Here is a 16,667-nt window from a genome sequence, read left to right on the forward strand (position 1 = left end):
TGGCATTTTCTGGAATATTCTATCCTTTTCTGGCCTAAACTGGCCTATTTTCAAGGCGGTAGAAATATAAATAAATCAATAATTTATTGACTTTTTCTGTTAAAATATTGATAATCAGTAAGTTATGTGTAAGGGTTTTTAAGGAATTGAATTTTTTCTAAAAAATGGGAATGGGGAAAATTCTACACCAGGCCGGATTTATTACTTGAAAAAAAAATTAAAAAGTTTTTCTTTTTTTTATTTTCTTACAAAAAAGACTTCCAGACTTAAAAATGGAGATAATGACAAAAAACGATGAAATAGAATAGAAAAAAGAAAAAAAGCAGGAGTGTAAGGCAATGTGGAGTTGATGAGATTTCAGAATAAAATTCTGATATAAGCTGCTTTTTTAAGAGTCACATCCTGGTAAATAGATGGAATGCTTGAATTTTTTAAATTAATGGGGACGTGAAGAATGAAAAGCAGGGAGAAATAATAAATGATGTTTTGGGAAAAATTGAGGGTTTCAAAAAATTAACCGATTAAAATTTTATGCTTTTTAATCTGAATAATCCCTTTTTCTTCCAGTCCTTTGGTAGTTCGGATTACGGTTTCTACACGAAGCCCGGACATGTCGGCTAATTGCTGTCGGGTATAGGGAAATTCGTAAGCTTCTGTTTCGGGTTTTCCCGAGTTCTTTTTATAGAAATTGAGAATTTCCATAATTCTGTGTTCTGCATCCTGAGTGGAGAGTTCCACCAAAAGCATGGATTTGTATGAAAGCCTTTTGGCAAGCAACTGGGTAAGTTTCCAGTGGATATCAAAATTGTTTTTCACCAATTCAATAAATCCGGTGATGGGCAATTTCCAAACCACCAGTTTAGTAATGGCAATGGCATCTGCCGGATATTGAAAGTCTCCAATTAAAGGTGGTTCGCCAAAACTTTCCCCTTTTGAGAAGACCCTGTGGATAAATTCTTTACTATCATCATTGGTATTGGACATTTTTACCTTTCCATCGGCTACCTGAAAAAAGAACTTTGGGTAACCTCCCTCTTTAAAAAGGTATTCCCCTTTTGCGTAGGTTTTCTTTTCTCCTCCAAATTCAATCAGTAAGTCGTCTTCTATAAACATATCCAGTCAGATAATGATCTTTTTAAAAAATTAGAAACTGGTTTTGGTGTGTTGTGCCCAAAATTAAGGAAAATTTTCTCTTTTAATAATACACAAAAATCACCTTATGATGTACATCATAAATATTAAATATAGGGCTATATAGCTTTGTATCACCTCGGTTATTATTCACTTTCTGAAAAATTGAAAAATGTGTGAAGGTGTAATTTTAACAAAACAGGATTCTAGAATATTAAGTGAAGCTTTTTTAAATAGAATTCTGGAGGAAAAAATGATGGAAAGTATCCTTTGGACGAAAAAAGGAGAATTAATACTGAAACTGGAAGATCTCGAGCTTATGTTCGATGGGTTATTTTTAACTAGAAAAATTACCCTTAAGATTCCGGGATTTTTACTTGAAGAGGGAAAATTTTCTTCAGATCATCTTGAAACCTTTTCAGCCGGGGTAATAGATACGGTGGACAGGTTATTTGAAGAGGAAAAGGCAATAGAAGTTAAAAATCGGTTGATGGTCTTTATTCAATATTGGCAAATAAAGCTGGCTTAATATAACAAGCCCAAAACTATCTCATCTCTAGCATGCTGGTCCGTATTGTATCCTGAATATTTATTTGAGGACAAGTAACTATTATATCTATATTTAAAATGAATACACATATAAAATCAATTCTACTCGCCATCCTTAGTGTTTTTTTCCTTTTCGGTTGCGGATCGGAAGCAAAAAAAGATAACACTGCTGAGGAAGCTGTCCCCATTTTTACACCAAAAAAAACAGAAGAAACAGATCCTATGAAAAATAAGGGAGTAGGGCCGGTAACAGAGGTAACGCTCGGGGAAATAAATAAGGATATGGCATTGGAAGGTGAAAAACTTTTTACCGAACTATGTACCGCCTGCCACAAACCAAATGAAAAATATATTGGGCCGGCACCAAAAGGAGTATTGGACAGAAGATCACCTGAATGGGTAATGAATATGATCCTGAATCCTACTGAAATGGTTCAAAAGGATCCGGTTGCCAAAAAATTATTAATGGAATTTAATGGTTCTCCTATGGCTAATCAGAATTTAAAAGAAGATCAGGCCAGGAAGATCTTAGAATATTTCAGAACACTATAAACTTTATTTACCCTGGTTTCCTGCATGAATTCCAGGGTTGTTTGCTGTTCAGGATACGCTTTATCAAAACTTAAGTAGGAGGTTTTACCGCAATAACAATCTTTTAATTTGTTAACCGGAGTGGAACTCCACTAATTGATATTGAGGTGAGCTTGCCCAATATAAAAAAAGTCCTGCTACTTACCTGGCTAATATAAACCGAAGGTATTCACCTCGCTTTCATTCGAGGGTGAAAAAATGATTCACAACTACTTTTTAACAACTACTTAATAATTAATACAATGAATAAAAGAATCCCAATAATCTCAATTTTGGTGGCTATTGTCGGGCTGGTGCTCTACAATTGTTCCAGCAATCAGACTCCACAAGGGGGGGCTCTTGGGGGAGATGATGCCGCTTCGAGTGTTTATGTAAAACCGGGAGATCATGATGAATTTTATGGAATTGTCTCCGGAGGTTTTAGTGGACAACTTAGCGTATATGGTATTCCTTCAGGAAGACTTTTAAAAGTAATTCCTGTTTTTTCTGTGGATGCTGAAAAAGCTTATGGTTTCAATGAAGAAACAAAACCAATGCTTGAAACTTCTCATGGTTTTATACCCTGGGATGATGCTCACCACCCTGAACTTTCCCAGACTGACGGTGGACCTGATGGACGCTGGGTTTTTATAAATGGAAATAATACGCCAAGGGTAGCCCGAATAGATTTATCCACTTTTGAGACTGCTGAAATTATCGAAATCCCCAATAGTGGCGGTAACCACAGTTCTCCTTTTACCACAGAAAATACTGAATATGTAGTAGCAGGAACAAGGTTTAGTGTGCCTTTCCCACAACAAGATGTGCCAATAGAGTCTTACAAAGAAAACTTTAAAGGCGCTTTAACTTTCATAAAAGTAGATCCTGAACACGGACATATGGAAGTTGCCTTCCAGATTTATGTACCAGGTTTTGACTACGATTTGGCGCATGCCGGAAAAGGAAAATCTCATGGCTGGATGTTTTTCTCTACTTACAATGCTGAGCAAAGCCATACTTTAAAAGAAGTAAATGCTTCTCAATTTGACAAAGATTTTATTGCAGCTGTAAACTGGAAGAAAGCTGAAGAATATTTGGCTCAGGGGAAATTTAAGGAAATGCCTACCGAATATGTGCATAATGTATATGATGAAAAAACACATTCAGCCACTTCAGAAAAAATAAAAACGGTGAAAGTACTTCATCCTGATGAATGCCCGGGATTAATTTATTACTTACCAACTCCAAAATCTCCTCACGGAGTGGATGTTGACCCAACCGGAGAATACATTGTAGGGAATGGTAAATTATCAGCTGATATGTCGGTTCACTCATTTGATAAAATGATAAAAGCGATTGAAAATGAAGCTTTCGAAAAAGAGATAGATGGAATTCCGGTCTTAAAATATGAAGAAGTTTTGGCAGGGATTGTAAAAGAAGGTGGTTTAGGTCCATTACACACTGAGTTTGATGGAAAAGGAAATGCATATACTACTTTCTTTATTTCCTCAGAAGTAGTGAAATGGAAATTGGGTACATGGGAAGTATTGGACAGAGTTCCATGTTATTATTCTGTTGGTCACTTAATGATTCCCGGTGGAGATTCGAGAAAACCTTGGGGTAAATATATGGTGGCTATGAATAAAATTACCAAAGATCGGTATCTACCCACTGGTCCGGAAATGAATCACTCTGCTCAGCTGTATGATATTTCAGGTGATAAAATGAAATTGATTCTCGATTTCCCAACTATTGGTGAACCTCACTATGCTCAGGGAATTCATGCAGATTTGGTAAAATCGAAATCTAAAAAGATTTACAAACTGGATGAAAACGAGCACCCACATGCTGTGAAGAGTGAAAAAGAAACTAAAGTGGTGAGAGATGGAAATGTGGTGAGGGTTTATGCCACTACCATCAGAAGTCACTTTGCTCCTGACAATATTGAAGGAATAAAAGAAGGAGATAAAGTTTATTTCCACATCACTAACCTGGAACAGGACTGGGATGTGCCTCATGGATTTAGTGTGTTGGGGGCCAATAACTCCGAGTTGCTGATTATGCCAGGGCAAACCGAAACGCTGCTTTGGGAACCTAAAAAGCAAGGTGTCTATCCGTTCTATTGTACTGATTTCTGTTCTGCACTTCATCAGGAAATGCAGGGATATATCAGAGTATCAGGTAAAGATTCCAATGTGCCATTGAAATGGTCTGTTGGCGAACAACCAGTTCAATAAAGTTTACTCTGTAAAGCGAATAAAGCCTGTTCTAAATTTTGGGCAGGTTTTATTCTAAAATACTAAAGCTATGAAATCTTACCTTCCAAGGATTTTAATGTGGATTGCCTCCCTGAGCTTATTAGTATTATTCCTTTTTCCCATCTGGAAAATTACACTTAAAGCGCCACAATACCCGGATGGAATTTCCATGTACATCTGGATAAATCAAATTACCGGAGATTCTGAATATACCCTACAAAATATCAATATTCTTAATCACTATGTGGGGATGAAATATATAGAGCCGGATTCTATTCCCGAACTTACTTATTTTCCATATATAATTATAGGTCTGTGCCTTTTGGGACTTGCACTTTCCTTTTTTAAAAACAACAGATTTTATCTGGTTTATTCTCTGATTTTAATCATGGTATGTGTGCTGGGGCTTTATGATTTTTACCTGTGGGAATACGACTACGGGCATGATCTGAGTGATAAAGCACCAATTAAAGTTCCCGGAATGGCTTACCAGCCGCCTTTATTTGGGTCGAAAATGCTGTTAAATTTTGAAGCCATATCTTATCCACATACTGGTGCATTGTTTATGGGAATTTCCATTGTACTGAGTTTTCTGAGTTTTTTTATTGGGAAAAAGAGGAAGGCTCCAAAAGCATTTGCCTAAGTAAAAATTAAGATTGAACTGATTTCGATTTTAAAAGGAATCAGTTTTACATAAACCCTTACTAAAATGAAAACATTTGCCATCCTTATTGTCAGTATTATTCTTATCGGCTGCTCTGCAGAACCTGAACCAATTCGATATGGGCAGGACGCCTGTCATTATTGCAAAATGAAAATTGTGGATAATCGCTATGGAGCTGAATTAGTCACTCAAAAAGGAAAAATCTACAAATTCGATGCAGTTGAATGCCTGATACATTTTTATAAGGAAGAAGAATCAATAAAGCAACAAACAAAATATTTACTGGCGACAAGTTTTAATGCTCCAGGAACACTCCAAAATATTGAGGGAATGAATTTTTTAAGGACAAAAGCACTTCCCAGTCCTATGGGAATGTTCCTTACAGCTTTTAGCAATACGGTTACAGCCAACGAATTTAAGGATAATCATGGGGGTGATGTTTATACCTGGGAGTCGTTAATGGAGAATTTCCACCAATTCTCCGACTCCCTTCTTTCCGATGCCAATTCTGAGGATAGATAATGAAATGCGTATTTTCCATATTGCTTTCCCTGCTTTTAATCCTGCCGCAAATAAGAATTTCCGGAGTAATGGTTCATTATTTTCTCAATAAGGAATATTATGTGACTGTTCTTTGTGAAAATATGGATAAGCCGGAATTGCATTGTGAGGGAAAATGCCATATTGAAAAAACATTACAGATCAATCAGGAAGAAAAAGGAGAACAAACCGTGCCTCCCTTATCCGAAATAAGTATTGAAAATTTATTCATTGTTAATATCAGTTCTTTTGATCTTAATCTTACTATCGAAAAAACCAGTCATCATTCGCTTTATAAAATAGGCGAATATCCTGATCAATACTTCTCCCATTTCCACCCGCCCGAAATTCAGGAATCTTGATATTAATCCAGTGCAAAATTCTCTGGGAAAGTGGAGCACCAGCTCTGTAAACAGATTTCTTGAATTAAAACTTAAATAGAAAAATGGAATTTCAACAGAATAGAATAGTAGGAATACTAATGGGAATGCTGTTGCTTTTTTCAGCATGCAGCGAAGATGAAAATATTAATCCAAATGTGATTAGTACATATGGACTAAGTTTGCAGTTGGAAGATTATGTGCCTAATGCCGGAATAAAAGTTCAGGTTTATACTACAAAAAGTTTAGAAGTGGGTTACAATCCGCTTTATATCGCCTTATTGGATTCTGTAAGTGGTGATGTGATTCAGAATGGAGATATTAAACTAATGCCCATGATGAAAATGGCAACCATGTCCCACAGTTCGCCATATATCAATCCTGAAAAAATTAATACTGAAAATAACCTGTACGAAGGAAGTGTGGTATTTGTAATGCCCGGAGGAGACATGGGAAGCTGGACCCTGGAATTGGATATTGCCGAGGGAAGTAAGTCGGGAATGGTGAAATTTGATATAGACGTTACCGCTCCGGAAAATCCTGTAATGCATTCTTTTTTAGCAGAAAATGATGAAACCAAATTATTTGTATCTCTGGCAATGCCCAACAAGCCAACAGTGGGAATCAATGATTTTTCCATCATGATTAATAAAAAGGATGGAATGAAATTTCCCGCAGTGACTGACTATGAAATAGAGATTGAGCCGGAAATGCCTACCATGAATCACGGTTCACCCAATAATGTAAATCCGGTGCACGAAGGAAATGGGATGTACACTGGCAAGGTAAATTTCACCATGACAGGGCTTTGGAGAATTCATTTAAAAATTAAGCAACAGGATGCGATGGTAAAAGAGGATATTTATTTCGATGTGAATTTTCAATAGGGAAATATGAAAACTATTCTGACATATAGCCTGCTTGTTTTGACGCTGGTTTTCCCCACTCAGGGTCAAAACCTCCTGCCTTATTTGCAGGATACTCTGAAAGGAATTACCCTGCATGAGATTTATATTGAAGAAGAAGTTTCAAGTACTCAGCCCTTAAGTTTTTATAAAAAAGATCAGTTTGCGTCTGTTGAGGATATTTTGGAAAGGACTTCAGGGGTAAGTTTAGTGCGGAGGGGAAATTATGCCATGGAACCTACTTTTAGGGGAATGTCTGGTGGGCAGGTAAATGTGACGATTGATGGCATGCGAATGTTTGGAGCCTGCACCGACAAAATGGACCCTGTAACTTCCTATGTGGAACCGAATAATCTGAATAGTTTATCGCTGGATTTCCCCAATCTCCACGGTTCTTCCATTGGGGGAAATCTAAATCTGAAAATAAAAGAACCCATTTTTAATGCGGATAAATCCTGGTCGGGGATGGCTGGAGTGGGTTATCACAGTGTTTCCAATGGAATGAATAGCCTGCTTTCACTGAATCATTCCAAAGGAAAATGGGCTTATAGAATCAATTCTGTCTACAGAAACCATGGAAATTTTACCGCTGACGGAGGGAAAAAAGTGGCATTTTCTCAATATGAAAAATTCAATTTATCATTCAGTGCCAAGTACAAACTGGCTACCTATGCATTGGTGAAAATTGATTTTTTAATGGACAACGCCTGGAATGTGGGTTATCCGGCTTTGCCTATGGATGTGGGGTTTGCCAAAGCCAGAATATTTGCGGTTGCTCACCAAAAATTTTTTACCAATGGCTGGCTGGACAATATGGAAACCAAGCTTTATCTCAATTCCATTCGCCACAGCATGGACGATACCCAAAGACCAGATGTAGCCATGCACATGGATATGCCAGGCAAAAGTGATACTTATGGTTTTTACTGGAACGGGCAATTGAAAAAAATTGGGAAACATCAGCTTAGTGTAAAAGTAGATGGCTATCAGAACCTTTCCAGAGCGGAAATGACCATGTATGCTCCCGGAGAAGATCCTATGTTTATGCTTACCTGGCCAGAGGTGAATCGTTCCGTATTGGGTTTATTTATTGCTGAGGTTATTGCGCTAAATAAAAAACTGGACCTGACCATAAATGCCAGAATTGAAGGAGCAAGTTCTAAGATTATAGATGATTTTGGTAAAAAACAATTGGAGGTTTTTGGGTACGATACCGATAAAACATTTTATGAATTGCCCAAATCTTTGTCCTCAGACCTGAACTGGAAAATTGGTGAAAACTGGAATACAGGAATTTCCCTGGCTTATGCAGAAAGGTTACCAACTGTAAGTGAGCAGTTTGGTTTTTATTTATTCAATAGTCAGGATGGATATGATTATATCGGAAACCCTGAATTGGCACTGGAGAAAGCCGGAAAACTGGAAGGTTCTTTTACCTATACTAAAGGATGGGGGAGTGTAACGGGAAAAGCTTTTTTCTATCAATTTGAAGATTATATTATGGGAATTGCCGATGAAACCCTTAGCCCGATGACCATTGGGGCAAATGGCGTAAAAATTTACCAGAATATTCCTTTTGCCACTTTATCCGGTTGGGAAATGCAGTTTCAGGCAAAGCCGGTGAGTTGGTTGAACATGAATTCTTCCTTTGCTTTTACTTATGGAAATGACCACAATGGCAATCCGCTTCCTTTAATTCCCCCATTAAAAAATATTACTGCGCTTAAAATTGGGAACAAGAAATTTAAAATCCAGCCCGAAACCGAATGGGGACTGGCTCAAAATAGAATAGATGAAAATTTTGGTGAGGATAAAACACCTTCTTATATAGTATTTCACCTGAGAGGAACCTTTCAGTTGAAAAATCAAAAAAGTACAACTACTATCAATGGAGGAATAGAAAATATTTTTGATCGAAATTATCATCAGCATTTGGATTGGGGGAATATTCCCAGACCAGGTAGAAATATTTACCTGAGTTTGAATTATAGTTTTTAAGCGTATGCACAGGCTCAATAAAATAAAAGTTCTGATCATTATTTGGGGAATGTTGATTTCCGGGAGTGCCTTTTCCCAGGATATCATTGTGGTTTGCCCTGACTGTAAAGTGAGTTCTATCAAACAAGCCATTGAAAAGGCGAAAAGTGGTGATGAGATTGTGGTGAAAAATGGCGTGTACAAAGAAACGGGAATCAGAATTGAAAAGAAATTGAGCATCTACGGAGAAAATTTTCCCGAAATTGACGGACAAAATCTCAATCAGGAAATTATTTCAGTGGCTCATGATAGTGTTACCATTTCCGGGTTTGTGGTTAAAAATGTGGGAGTGAGTTATATTGATGATTTGGCTGCAATAAAAGTCTATGAGCACAAAGGCTGTGTAATTGAAAATAATAAAATTCAGAATGCCTTTTTCGGAATTTATCTCAATCATTCCAATAATTGTGTGATCAGGAATAATGAAGTGATTGGAGAAGCTGTGGCGGAAATGTCATCGGGAAATGCGATTCATTTATGGTATGCCAGGGATATTTTAATTGAGGGAAATCTGGCGAAAAACCACAGAGATGGTATTTATCTTGAGTTTGTGGAGAATAGTAAAGTTTCTGATAATGTGAGTGAAGGAAACCTGCGTTACGGTTTGCATTTTATGTTTTCCAACCATAATACCTATAGCGGCAATACTTTCCAAAATAATGGGGCAGGAGTAGCGGTCATGTTTTCCCGGTTTATCACCATGACAAAAAACAAGTTTTACAAAAATTGGGGGACTTCTTCCTATGGACTATTGCTTAAGGAAATCTTTGATGGGGAAATCACCAATAATTATTTTGAGGAAAACACGGTGGGCATTTATGCGGAAGGCTCTAACCGGATGAAAATTGAAAATAATGATTTTAAAAGCAATGGCTGGGCGATGAAAATTTTAGGCAGTTGTATGGACAATACTTTTACAGGGAATAATTTTTTCTTTAACACATTTGATATCACCACCAATGCCAGAACTTTTGAATCGAATAAAATTTCCAGAAACTATTGGAGTGAATATACGGGCTATGATTTGGATAAAGATGGCATTGGGGATCAGCCTTATCGTCCTGTAAAAGTATTTTCATTTGTGATCACCAGAGTACCGGCTTCCATTATTTTACTCAGAAGTTTATTTATTGATATGTTAAATTTTGCCGAAAAAGTAATGCCGGTAATGACGCCCAGTACGCTTATGGACGAACAACCATTGATGAAACCGGCAGACAGGAGTGCATTTTAAGATAAAATTTTTGCTATGATTCAAATTAATAATTTACATAAGTCATTTGGTAAGCTCGATGTTTTAAGAGGGCTTGAACTTACCATTGATTCAGGGAAAACCGTAGCGATTCTTGGTCCGAATGGATCAGGGAAAACGACCATGATCAAAAGTATTTTGGGTTTGGTAATACCCCAAAAAGGAGAGATTCTGGTGAATGGAAATTCGGTTAAAAACAATTGGACTTACAGGGAAGAAATCAGTTATTTACCACAAATTGCCCGATTTCCCGAAAACCTGAAAGTAAAAGAACTGATAAAAATGGTTCAGGATTTAAGGAAAACACTATCAGATCCTGAACCCTTAATTAGCCTGTTTGGACTAGAAAAATTTCTGGATAAATCGCTCAGAACACTTTCTGGAGGTACACGGCAAAAAGTAAATGTGGTATTGGCATTTATGTTCGATAGTCCCATTATTATCATGGATGAGCCTACGGTGGGTTTGGATCCCATCGCCATGATCAAACTCAAAAAATTAATAAAAGAAGAACAGGCAAAAGGCAAAACCATTCTGATTACCACACACATTATGAGTGTGGTGGAAGAACTGGTAGAGGAAATCATTTACATATTGGAAGGAAAAATCTATTTCCGAAAAAGTCTGGCAGAACTAAATGGAACTGTGAAAAAGATTGGTCTAGAGGGCGTAATCGCAGAAATTCTGGAAGAAGTTTAAATCAATTCATTTAAAAAAAATGAACTCATGATAAAGATATTAAAATACAGCATTTATGATCTGGGACGAAGTCATTGGACCTTCATCTATTTCGGTTTTTACCTTTTAATTGCAGGCACACTCTTGTTTTTGGGTGGAGATGTTTTGAAGGCAATTATCAGTTTAATGAATATTATTTTAATACTGATTCCCCTCATCAGCACCATATTCGGGATTATGTACTTTTATAATTCCCGTGATTTTATAGAACTATTGGTAGCCCAGCCAGTAAAACGATCTTCTATTTTTTTAGGGCAATACCTGGGCTTGTCTCTGGCACTTTCTGTAAGTTTTTTGCTTGGGATGGGTATTCCATTTTTATTTTATGGTTTAAAAGATTCCGGGCAATTTATGAACTTCCTTTCTTTGATACTCACAGGTTCTTTTCTCACCTTTATATTCACTGCAGTAGCCTTTTTAATTGGTCTTTTCAATGAAAATAAGATTAAAGGGTTTGGGTTGGCAATTCTGTTCTGGCTGTTCATGGCGGTAATTTATGATGGCTTATTTCTGCTTTCCCTTCTTATGCTGGAAGCCTATCCTATAGAAAAACTGGCTTTAGGCATGACAGTTTTTAATCCAATAGATTTGTCCAGAATCTTTATCATGCTGAAGCTGGATATTTCTGCTTTAATGGGCTATACCGGAGCAATTTTTCAGGACTTTTTTGGAACAGCCACTGGATTGACTATTACCATTCTTGCCTTGGGATTATGGGTTTTTATTCCGGTTTACGGACTGAAATTGAAAGGAAATGCTAAGGACTTCTGAAGTTTAATTAAAATTTCACTAGCCTTATGATTTGGATCATAAACTAAGGTGTGGTTGCTATTTATTTTTGTTCTAAATAATTATTGAATAAAACTAAAAAGCACATGGAGTCTACAATCGAAAAAAGCAAAATCCAGAACTTTCTAAATGACATTACCTACATAGAAGAAGGCATTGGCAGCAAAAAAATTCTGAAAGCCGGAAATGGAAATATTACCCTTTTTGCTTTTGATAAGGAACAGTTTTTAAGTGAACACACTGCGCCATTCGATGCTCTTATTCAGGTACTGGAAGGGGAGGCTATTATTTCCATAGCAGGAGAGCCCTATCATTTAAAAACCGGAGATTCCATTATCCTTCCAGCCAAAATTCCACATGCGGTAAATGCTCCGGAAAAGTTTAAAATGCTTTTAACCATGATAAAAAACTGATTCATTTAGCACTTTAAATCGCTCCTTCAATGATTAAGAAACCTATCATATTTGTAATGCCTTTAGTACTGATTTCTTTGGTGATTGGAATTATTACTGGCTGGGTGAGAATAGGTTGGCAAATTCCCGTTCCCGGTATTGCAGAGCATGGTGCCATGATGGTAGGTAGTTTTCTGGGAACGGTAATCTGTGTGGAAAGGGCGGTAACTTTTAAAAACAAACTTTACCTTATCATTCCCTTTCTGAATGGATTGAGTTTAGTTTTTTTGCTCCGTGGGGAAACCTATATCGCCTATAGTTTATTAGTTGTTGGTAGCCTGGGATTATGTTTGCTTTATACACAAATCATTAAAAAATCACCGGAAATTTACCAATATGTGATGCTGGCTGGGGCAGTCTGCTGGTTGGTCGGTAATTTATTTTTAGTGAATAAAGCGCTTTACCCTTTTGCCGTTCCCTGGTGGATTGCTTTTCTTTTACTCACCATTTGTGGAGAAAGGTTAGAGTTGAGTAAATTTTTGCCAGTTCCCAATCATCAGAAATATTTATTCCTTGGTTTTCTGGGCTTATTTATTTTAGGCTGTGTATTGCCCTGGCATGGCACAGGGCGATATTTAGGAGGGATTTCTTTAGGATTAGCCGCTCTTTGGTTACTTCAGTACGATATGGCAATGAAAGCGGTAAAAAAGCCGGGACTCCACCGCTATTCAGGAGCATTATTAATTTCAGGATATTTCTGGTTATTGATAAGTGGCGTGTTCCTGTGTAGTGTTTCACTTACCAATCCATTTTTGTACGATGCTTTTTTACACGCCTTTTTCCTTGGCTTCGTGATTTCCATGGTATTTGCCCACGGTCCTATTATTTTGCCGGGAGTGCTGGGATTTCCTTTTAAGCCATTTCATAACATTCTGGTAGTTTATGGTGTAGTTTTGCAATTATCCATAATCACAAGAGTACTGGCGGATTTTATGGGTTCTCCCGTACTCAGGCAGTGGTCGGGTATAGTAAATGGTATTGTTATTCTGGCATTTTTTATTACCATGCCGGTTTTAATGAAAAGGGAAATTGGGAAGCAAAAGCGGGTATTGGTAAAGCAATAGAAAAAAGATTCAATTTAATTTCGATTAATAAGTGGTTAGACAGAAATAACTAATATATAATTTGCCATTAAAGATTGATATTGAGATGTTGTTACTCAATATTAAAAAAGTACTGGTACTTAAATCATTCTAAAATGACTGACATCACCACAGATACAGATATAAAAACAATGGTCAATAATTTCTATCTTAAAGTTAGAAAAGATGAATTATTAGGACCTGTATTCAATAGTAAAATCCAAAACTGGGATGAGCATCTGCCCACCATGTACAAGTTTTGGGAGACTTTGATGTTTGGAAAAGCCAGTTATAAAGGCAGGCCTTTTCCAAAACACCTTCCACTGGATATCAATGGAACTCATTTTGCACAATGGATTGCCCTTTTTTGTGAAACTGTGGATGAAAATTTTAAGGGAGAAAAAGCTGAAGAAGCCAAAATGCGGGCAAGGAGTATTGCCAAGGTTTTCCAATTTAAAATGGAAACTATAAAAGGGGTTTAGCTTATAATTCAGATAAGTGAGAATCGACAGGGCCTTTCAAACGAGAAGACCCTGCCCGGAAAAGAATTTAAAGCTGATATGGCATATTTGTAACAGGTGGTATTTTTCCCTATCTTTTATAAAAAAGTGAAAATGCCGCCTGATATTAACCCATCTCTCGATACCTGGACCACTATTTTCCTATTTGCTTCCATTCAGGGCTTTTTTCTGTGTTTTATGCTTTTTACCCTCAAAAGGGGAAATCGTAAGGCGAATTTGTTTTTGGGGAGTTTTGTTTTCCTATTTGCGCTCACACTATTGGAATATGTGGCTTTTTGGACTAAGTATCAGTTTAGTTTTCCCCATATTATCAATATTACTGCGGGTTTTCCCTTTCTTTTTGGGCCACTTTTATTTTTCTATTTCCAATCAACATTTGGAGAGGAAAAACCGGAGTATCCAAAAAGCTCCATTCATTTTGTGCCATTTATTTTATACACCTTATTTTTTCTTCCCTTTTACTTCAAATCGGGTGAAGAGAAAATTTTGGTGGTAACTCAGGAAAAACCCACCTTTTGGTATTTTGCCTTTCTTCCATTTTTGAAAACGATTCACATGATGGTGTATATGTTTTTATTGGCAAAAGTGCTGAAGGCTAAAAAATTTGGTAAAGAGAATCGGCTTATAAATAAATGGGCTCAGATTTTAATGACCTCTTTCGGAATATTCATTTTTAGTTATGCTTCCTATTTTGTGTTGGTACAATTTCCATTTTTTAAAGTGGAATATGACTATTTCATTTCCATTACGATGAGCCTGTCCATATTTATGATTGGGTATATGGGTTTTCAGCAACCTAAAATATTTGATCAGGTAATGGAATCTCAAAAAACTGAACAAGAAAAGTATAAAAAATCAACATTGACTCTAAGTGCCTCGAATGAGATTATTAAAAAACTTGAAAGAATAATTGAAGAAGAGGAGGTTTTTCTGGATGGAGACCTGAACCTGAAAAAACTTGCGGAAAAAACAGGGGTCTCTTCCCATCAGCTATCTCAGGTGATTAACCAGAAAACCGGATTAAATTTTACCGAATTTATAAATAAAAATAGGGTGAATTATGCGATAAATCTTTTTGATCATCAACTTTATAAGGGAGCGAAATTGATTGATATCGCTTACGCTTCGGGTTTTAACAATAAAGTGACATTTTATAATTCATTTAAAAAAAATACGGGATATTCTCCTAAAAAATACAGGGAAAAGCTATTGTGGGAAAATTTTAAAAACGAAAAAGAACAAGGGCAAAAATTCTAAAAAATTATATCCCTAAAAAAATTGATAAATAAAGGCCATCCGTAAATTTTTGTTAGTTTTGCTTCACAATTCCTTAATGCCACAGTAACTCGCTTTTATCAATTATAGCGAATCGTTTTGGGTATGCAAGGATAAACTTTGTACGTATTTGAATTTGATGAGGCAAACAACTTACAAATACACTAAACCAACTTCTTTTTAGTATAAATGGAGATTCTGCTTAAAAACATCAAACTAATAGATAGTGGCCATCCCCTGCATAATCAGGCTGTTTTTATCGCTATTGAAAAGGGGGAAATTAGTAAGATTTCCAAAGATCCTATCGAAGGAAAAGCCAAATTTGAAGTAGAGGGAAAAGGACTTTCTGTGTCTCAGGGATGGTTTGATATGTGGTCTTCACTTTCAGAACCCGGGTTTGAATACAAAGAAGATATAGCTTCTCTAAGTGAGGCTGCTGCTTTTGGAGGATTTACGGATGTGGCAGTTTTACCCAATACCAATCCGGTGATCCAAACCAAAGATGCCATTAATTATATTAAAAATACCAGTAAGTTTTCTCCGGTGCAATTGCACAGTATAGCTGCATTAACAAAAAATGCAGAAGGAGAAGAAATTACTGAAATGATAGATTTGCATCATGCAGGAGCAATTGCATTTTCAGATGGTACAAATGCTATCTGGCATACAGGAGTAATGAGCAAGGCTCTTTTATATCTTCAGTCATTTGATGGTTTATTATTGACCAGACCAGAAGATCCGCATTTAGGGAAAAATGGCCATATGCATGAAGGGGTAGCCAGTACTATGCTGGGCACCAGGGGACTGCCATCTATTTCAGAGGAATTAGCCATTTCGAGGGATTTATCTTTATTAAGATACACCGGAGGAAAAATTCATTTTGCCAATGTTTCTACAAAAAAGGGGATTTCATTAATCAGAGATGCCAAAAAAGAGGGCTTAAATGTGACTTGTGATGTAGCCGCCTATCAGGTAGCTTTTACCGATCATGAGTTAATGGGTTTTGATACCAACCTGAAAGTGAACCCGCCATTTAGGGGAAAAGAGGACTTAATCGCAATTTGGGATGGAATAGAAGATGGAACTATTGATGCGATCGTTTCTAATCATTCTCCTCAGGATCAGGAAAGTAAGCAATTAGAATTTGACCTGGCTGATTTTGGTATGATCAGCCTGGAAATTGCATTTTCCATTATCAACACCTACAAACCAGAAGGGATGGATGTATCAGTTCTTATTGACAGGTTTACAAAATTCCCAAGAAAAATCCTTAAGCAGGAATTGATAAGTATTGAGGAAGGAAACGAGGCGTGCCTTACCATTTTCGATGAAAACTCAGAGTGGATATTCTCAAAAGAACATATTCAATCCAAATCAGTCAATACGCCATTTGTTGGGAAAGAACTTACCGGAAGAGCTTTGGGCATAATAAATAATCAGCATTTCAAATATTTTGGTGATTTAGAGCAGAATTTTCTTGTAAAAAATTAGGATTCTTTCACTTCATCGTAAAAATACATCAAG

At 36.7% G+C, this 16,667-nt stretch carries 17 protein-coding genes; 16 read left to right on the forward strand and 1 reads right to left on the reverse strand.

Annotation, left to right across the window (positions count from 1 at the left end):
• Positions 1-513: 513 nt before the first annotated feature.
• Positions 514-1,113 carry a Crp/Fnr family transcriptional regulator gene (locus tag A3EM_RS0134620; RefSeq protein WP_020532848.1) on the reverse strand — a complete coding sequence of 200 codons (600 nt, stop codon included), beginning with the start codon at positions 1,111-1,113 and terminating at the stop codon, positions 514-516.
• Between the two features lie 190 nt (positions 1,114-1,303).
• Here A3EM_RS0134620 and A3EM_RS0134625 point away from each other — a divergent pair, with 190 nt between their 5' ends.
• The 16 genes from A3EM_RS0134625 to A3EM_RS0134700 all read left to right on the forward strand — a co-directional run bounded on the left by A3EM_RS0134625 (position 1,304) and on the right by A3EM_RS0134700 (position 16,634).
• Positions 1,304-1,660 carry a hypothetical protein gene (locus A3EM_RS0134625; RefSeq protein WP_020532849.1) on the forward strand — a complete coding sequence of 119 codons (357 nt, stop codon included), beginning with the start codon at positions 1,304-1,306 and terminating at the stop codon, positions 1,658-1,660.
• Between the two features lie 98 nt (positions 1,661-1,758).
• The gene (locus A3EM_RS0134630; protein WP_020532850.1) at positions 1,759-2,232 is read left to right on the forward strand and encodes a c-type cytochrome; all 474 of its coding nucleotides are present in this window, start codon (positions 1,759-1,761) and stop codon (positions 2,230-2,232) included.
• Between the two features lie 281 nt (positions 2,233-2,513).
• On the forward strand, positions 2,514-4,487 hold the full coding sequence (nosZ, locus tag A3EM_RS0134635; protein WP_020532851.1) for a Sec-dependent nitrous-oxide reductase: 1,974 nt from the start codon (positions 2,514-2,516) through the stop codon (positions 4,485-4,487).
• A gap of 70 nt (positions 4,488-4,557) precedes the next feature.
• Positions 4,558-5,151 (forward strand): hypothetical protein, encoded by a 594-nt coding sequence (locus A3EM_RS0134640; RefSeq protein ID WP_020532852.1) that lies wholly within the window; start codon positions 4,558-4,560, stop codon positions 5,149-5,151.
• Positions 5,152-5,217: 66 nt separating this feature from the next.
• Positions 5,218-5,694: a nitrous oxide reductase accessory protein NosL gene (locus A3EM_RS44575; protein ID WP_020532853.1), complete on the forward strand. Its 477-nt coding sequence runs from the start codon at positions 5,218-5,220 to the stop codon at positions 5,692-5,694.
• The gene (locus A3EM_RS46595) at positions 5,694-6,074 is read left to right on the forward strand and encodes a hypothetical protein (protein WP_020532854.1); all 381 of its coding nucleotides are present in this window, start codon (positions 5,694-5,696) and stop codon (positions 6,072-6,074) included. Before A3EM_RS44575 ends, A3EM_RS46595 begins: the two co-directional genes overlap by 1 nt.
• An 83-nt stretch (positions 6,075-6,157) precedes the next feature.
• Positions 6,158-6,979 carry a FixH family protein gene (locus tag A3EM_RS0134655; protein WP_020532855.1) on the forward strand — a complete coding sequence of 274 codons (822 nt, stop codon included), beginning with the start codon at positions 6,158-6,160 and terminating at the stop codon, positions 6,977-6,979.
• A 6-nt stretch (positions 6,980-6,985) separates the two neighbouring features.
• Complete coding sequence (locus tag A3EM_RS0134660) at positions 6,986-8,995, forward strand: TonB-dependent receptor (RefSeq protein WP_020532856.1); 2,010 nt, start codon at positions 6,986-6,988, stop codon at positions 8,993-8,995.
• A 4-nt stretch (positions 8,996-8,999) separates the two neighbouring features.
• Positions 9,000-10,268: a nitrous oxide reductase family maturation protein NosD gene (locus A3EM_RS0134665; RefSeq protein WP_020532857.1), complete on the forward strand. Its 1,269-nt coding sequence runs from the start codon at positions 9,000-9,002 to the stop codon at positions 10,266-10,268.
• Between the two features lie 15 nt (positions 10,269-10,283).
• The gene (locus tag A3EM_RS0134670) at positions 10,284-10,985 is read left to right on the forward strand and encodes an ABC transporter ATP-binding protein (protein WP_020532858.1); all 702 of its coding nucleotides are present in this window, start codon (positions 10,284-10,286) and stop codon (positions 10,983-10,985) included.
• A gap of 27 nt (positions 10,986-11,012) precedes the next feature.
• On the forward strand, positions 11,013-11,795 hold the full coding sequence (locus tag A3EM_RS0134675; protein ID WP_020532859.1) for an ABC transporter permease: 783 nt from the start codon (positions 11,013-11,015) through the stop codon (positions 11,793-11,795).
• A 104-nt stretch (positions 11,796-11,899) separates the two neighbouring features.
• The gene (locus tag A3EM_RS0134680) at positions 11,900-12,226 is read left to right on the forward strand and encodes a cupin domain-containing protein (RefSeq protein WP_026210763.1); all 327 of its coding nucleotides are present in this window, start codon (positions 11,900-11,902) and stop codon (positions 12,224-12,226) included.
• Between the two features lie 29 nt (positions 12,227-12,255).
• The gene (locus tag A3EM_RS0134685) at positions 12,256-13,329 is read left to right on the forward strand and encodes a hypothetical protein (RefSeq protein ID WP_020532861.1); all 1,074 of its coding nucleotides are present in this window, start codon (positions 12,256-12,258) and stop codon (positions 13,327-13,329) included.
• A gap of 134 nt (positions 13,330-13,463) precedes the next feature.
• The gene (locus A3EM_RS0134690) at positions 13,464-13,829 is read left to right on the forward strand and encodes a group III truncated hemoglobin (RefSeq protein WP_020532862.1); all 366 of its coding nucleotides are present in this window, start codon (positions 13,464-13,466) and stop codon (positions 13,827-13,829) included.
• Positions 13,830-13,961: 132 nt separating this feature from the next.
• Positions 13,962-15,125, forward strand: a complete 1,164-nt coding sequence (locus A3EM_RS0134695; protein WP_020532863.1) for a helix-turn-helix domain-containing protein — start codon at positions 13,962-13,964, stop codon at positions 15,123-15,125.
• Between the two features lie 207 nt (positions 15,126-15,332).
• Positions 15,333-16,634 carry a dihydroorotase gene (locus tag A3EM_RS0134700; protein ID WP_020532864.1) on the forward strand — a complete coding sequence of 434 codons (1,302 nt, stop codon included), beginning with the start codon at positions 15,333-15,335 and terminating at the stop codon, positions 16,632-16,634.
• The last annotated feature ends 33 nt before the right edge of the window (positions 16,635-16,667 follow it).

Source organism: Flexithrix dorotheae DSM 6795 (assembly GCF_000379765.1).
Taxonomy (GTDB): Bacteria; Bacteroidota; Bacteroidia; order Cytophagales; family Flammeovirgaceae; genus Flexithrix; species Flexithrix dorotheae.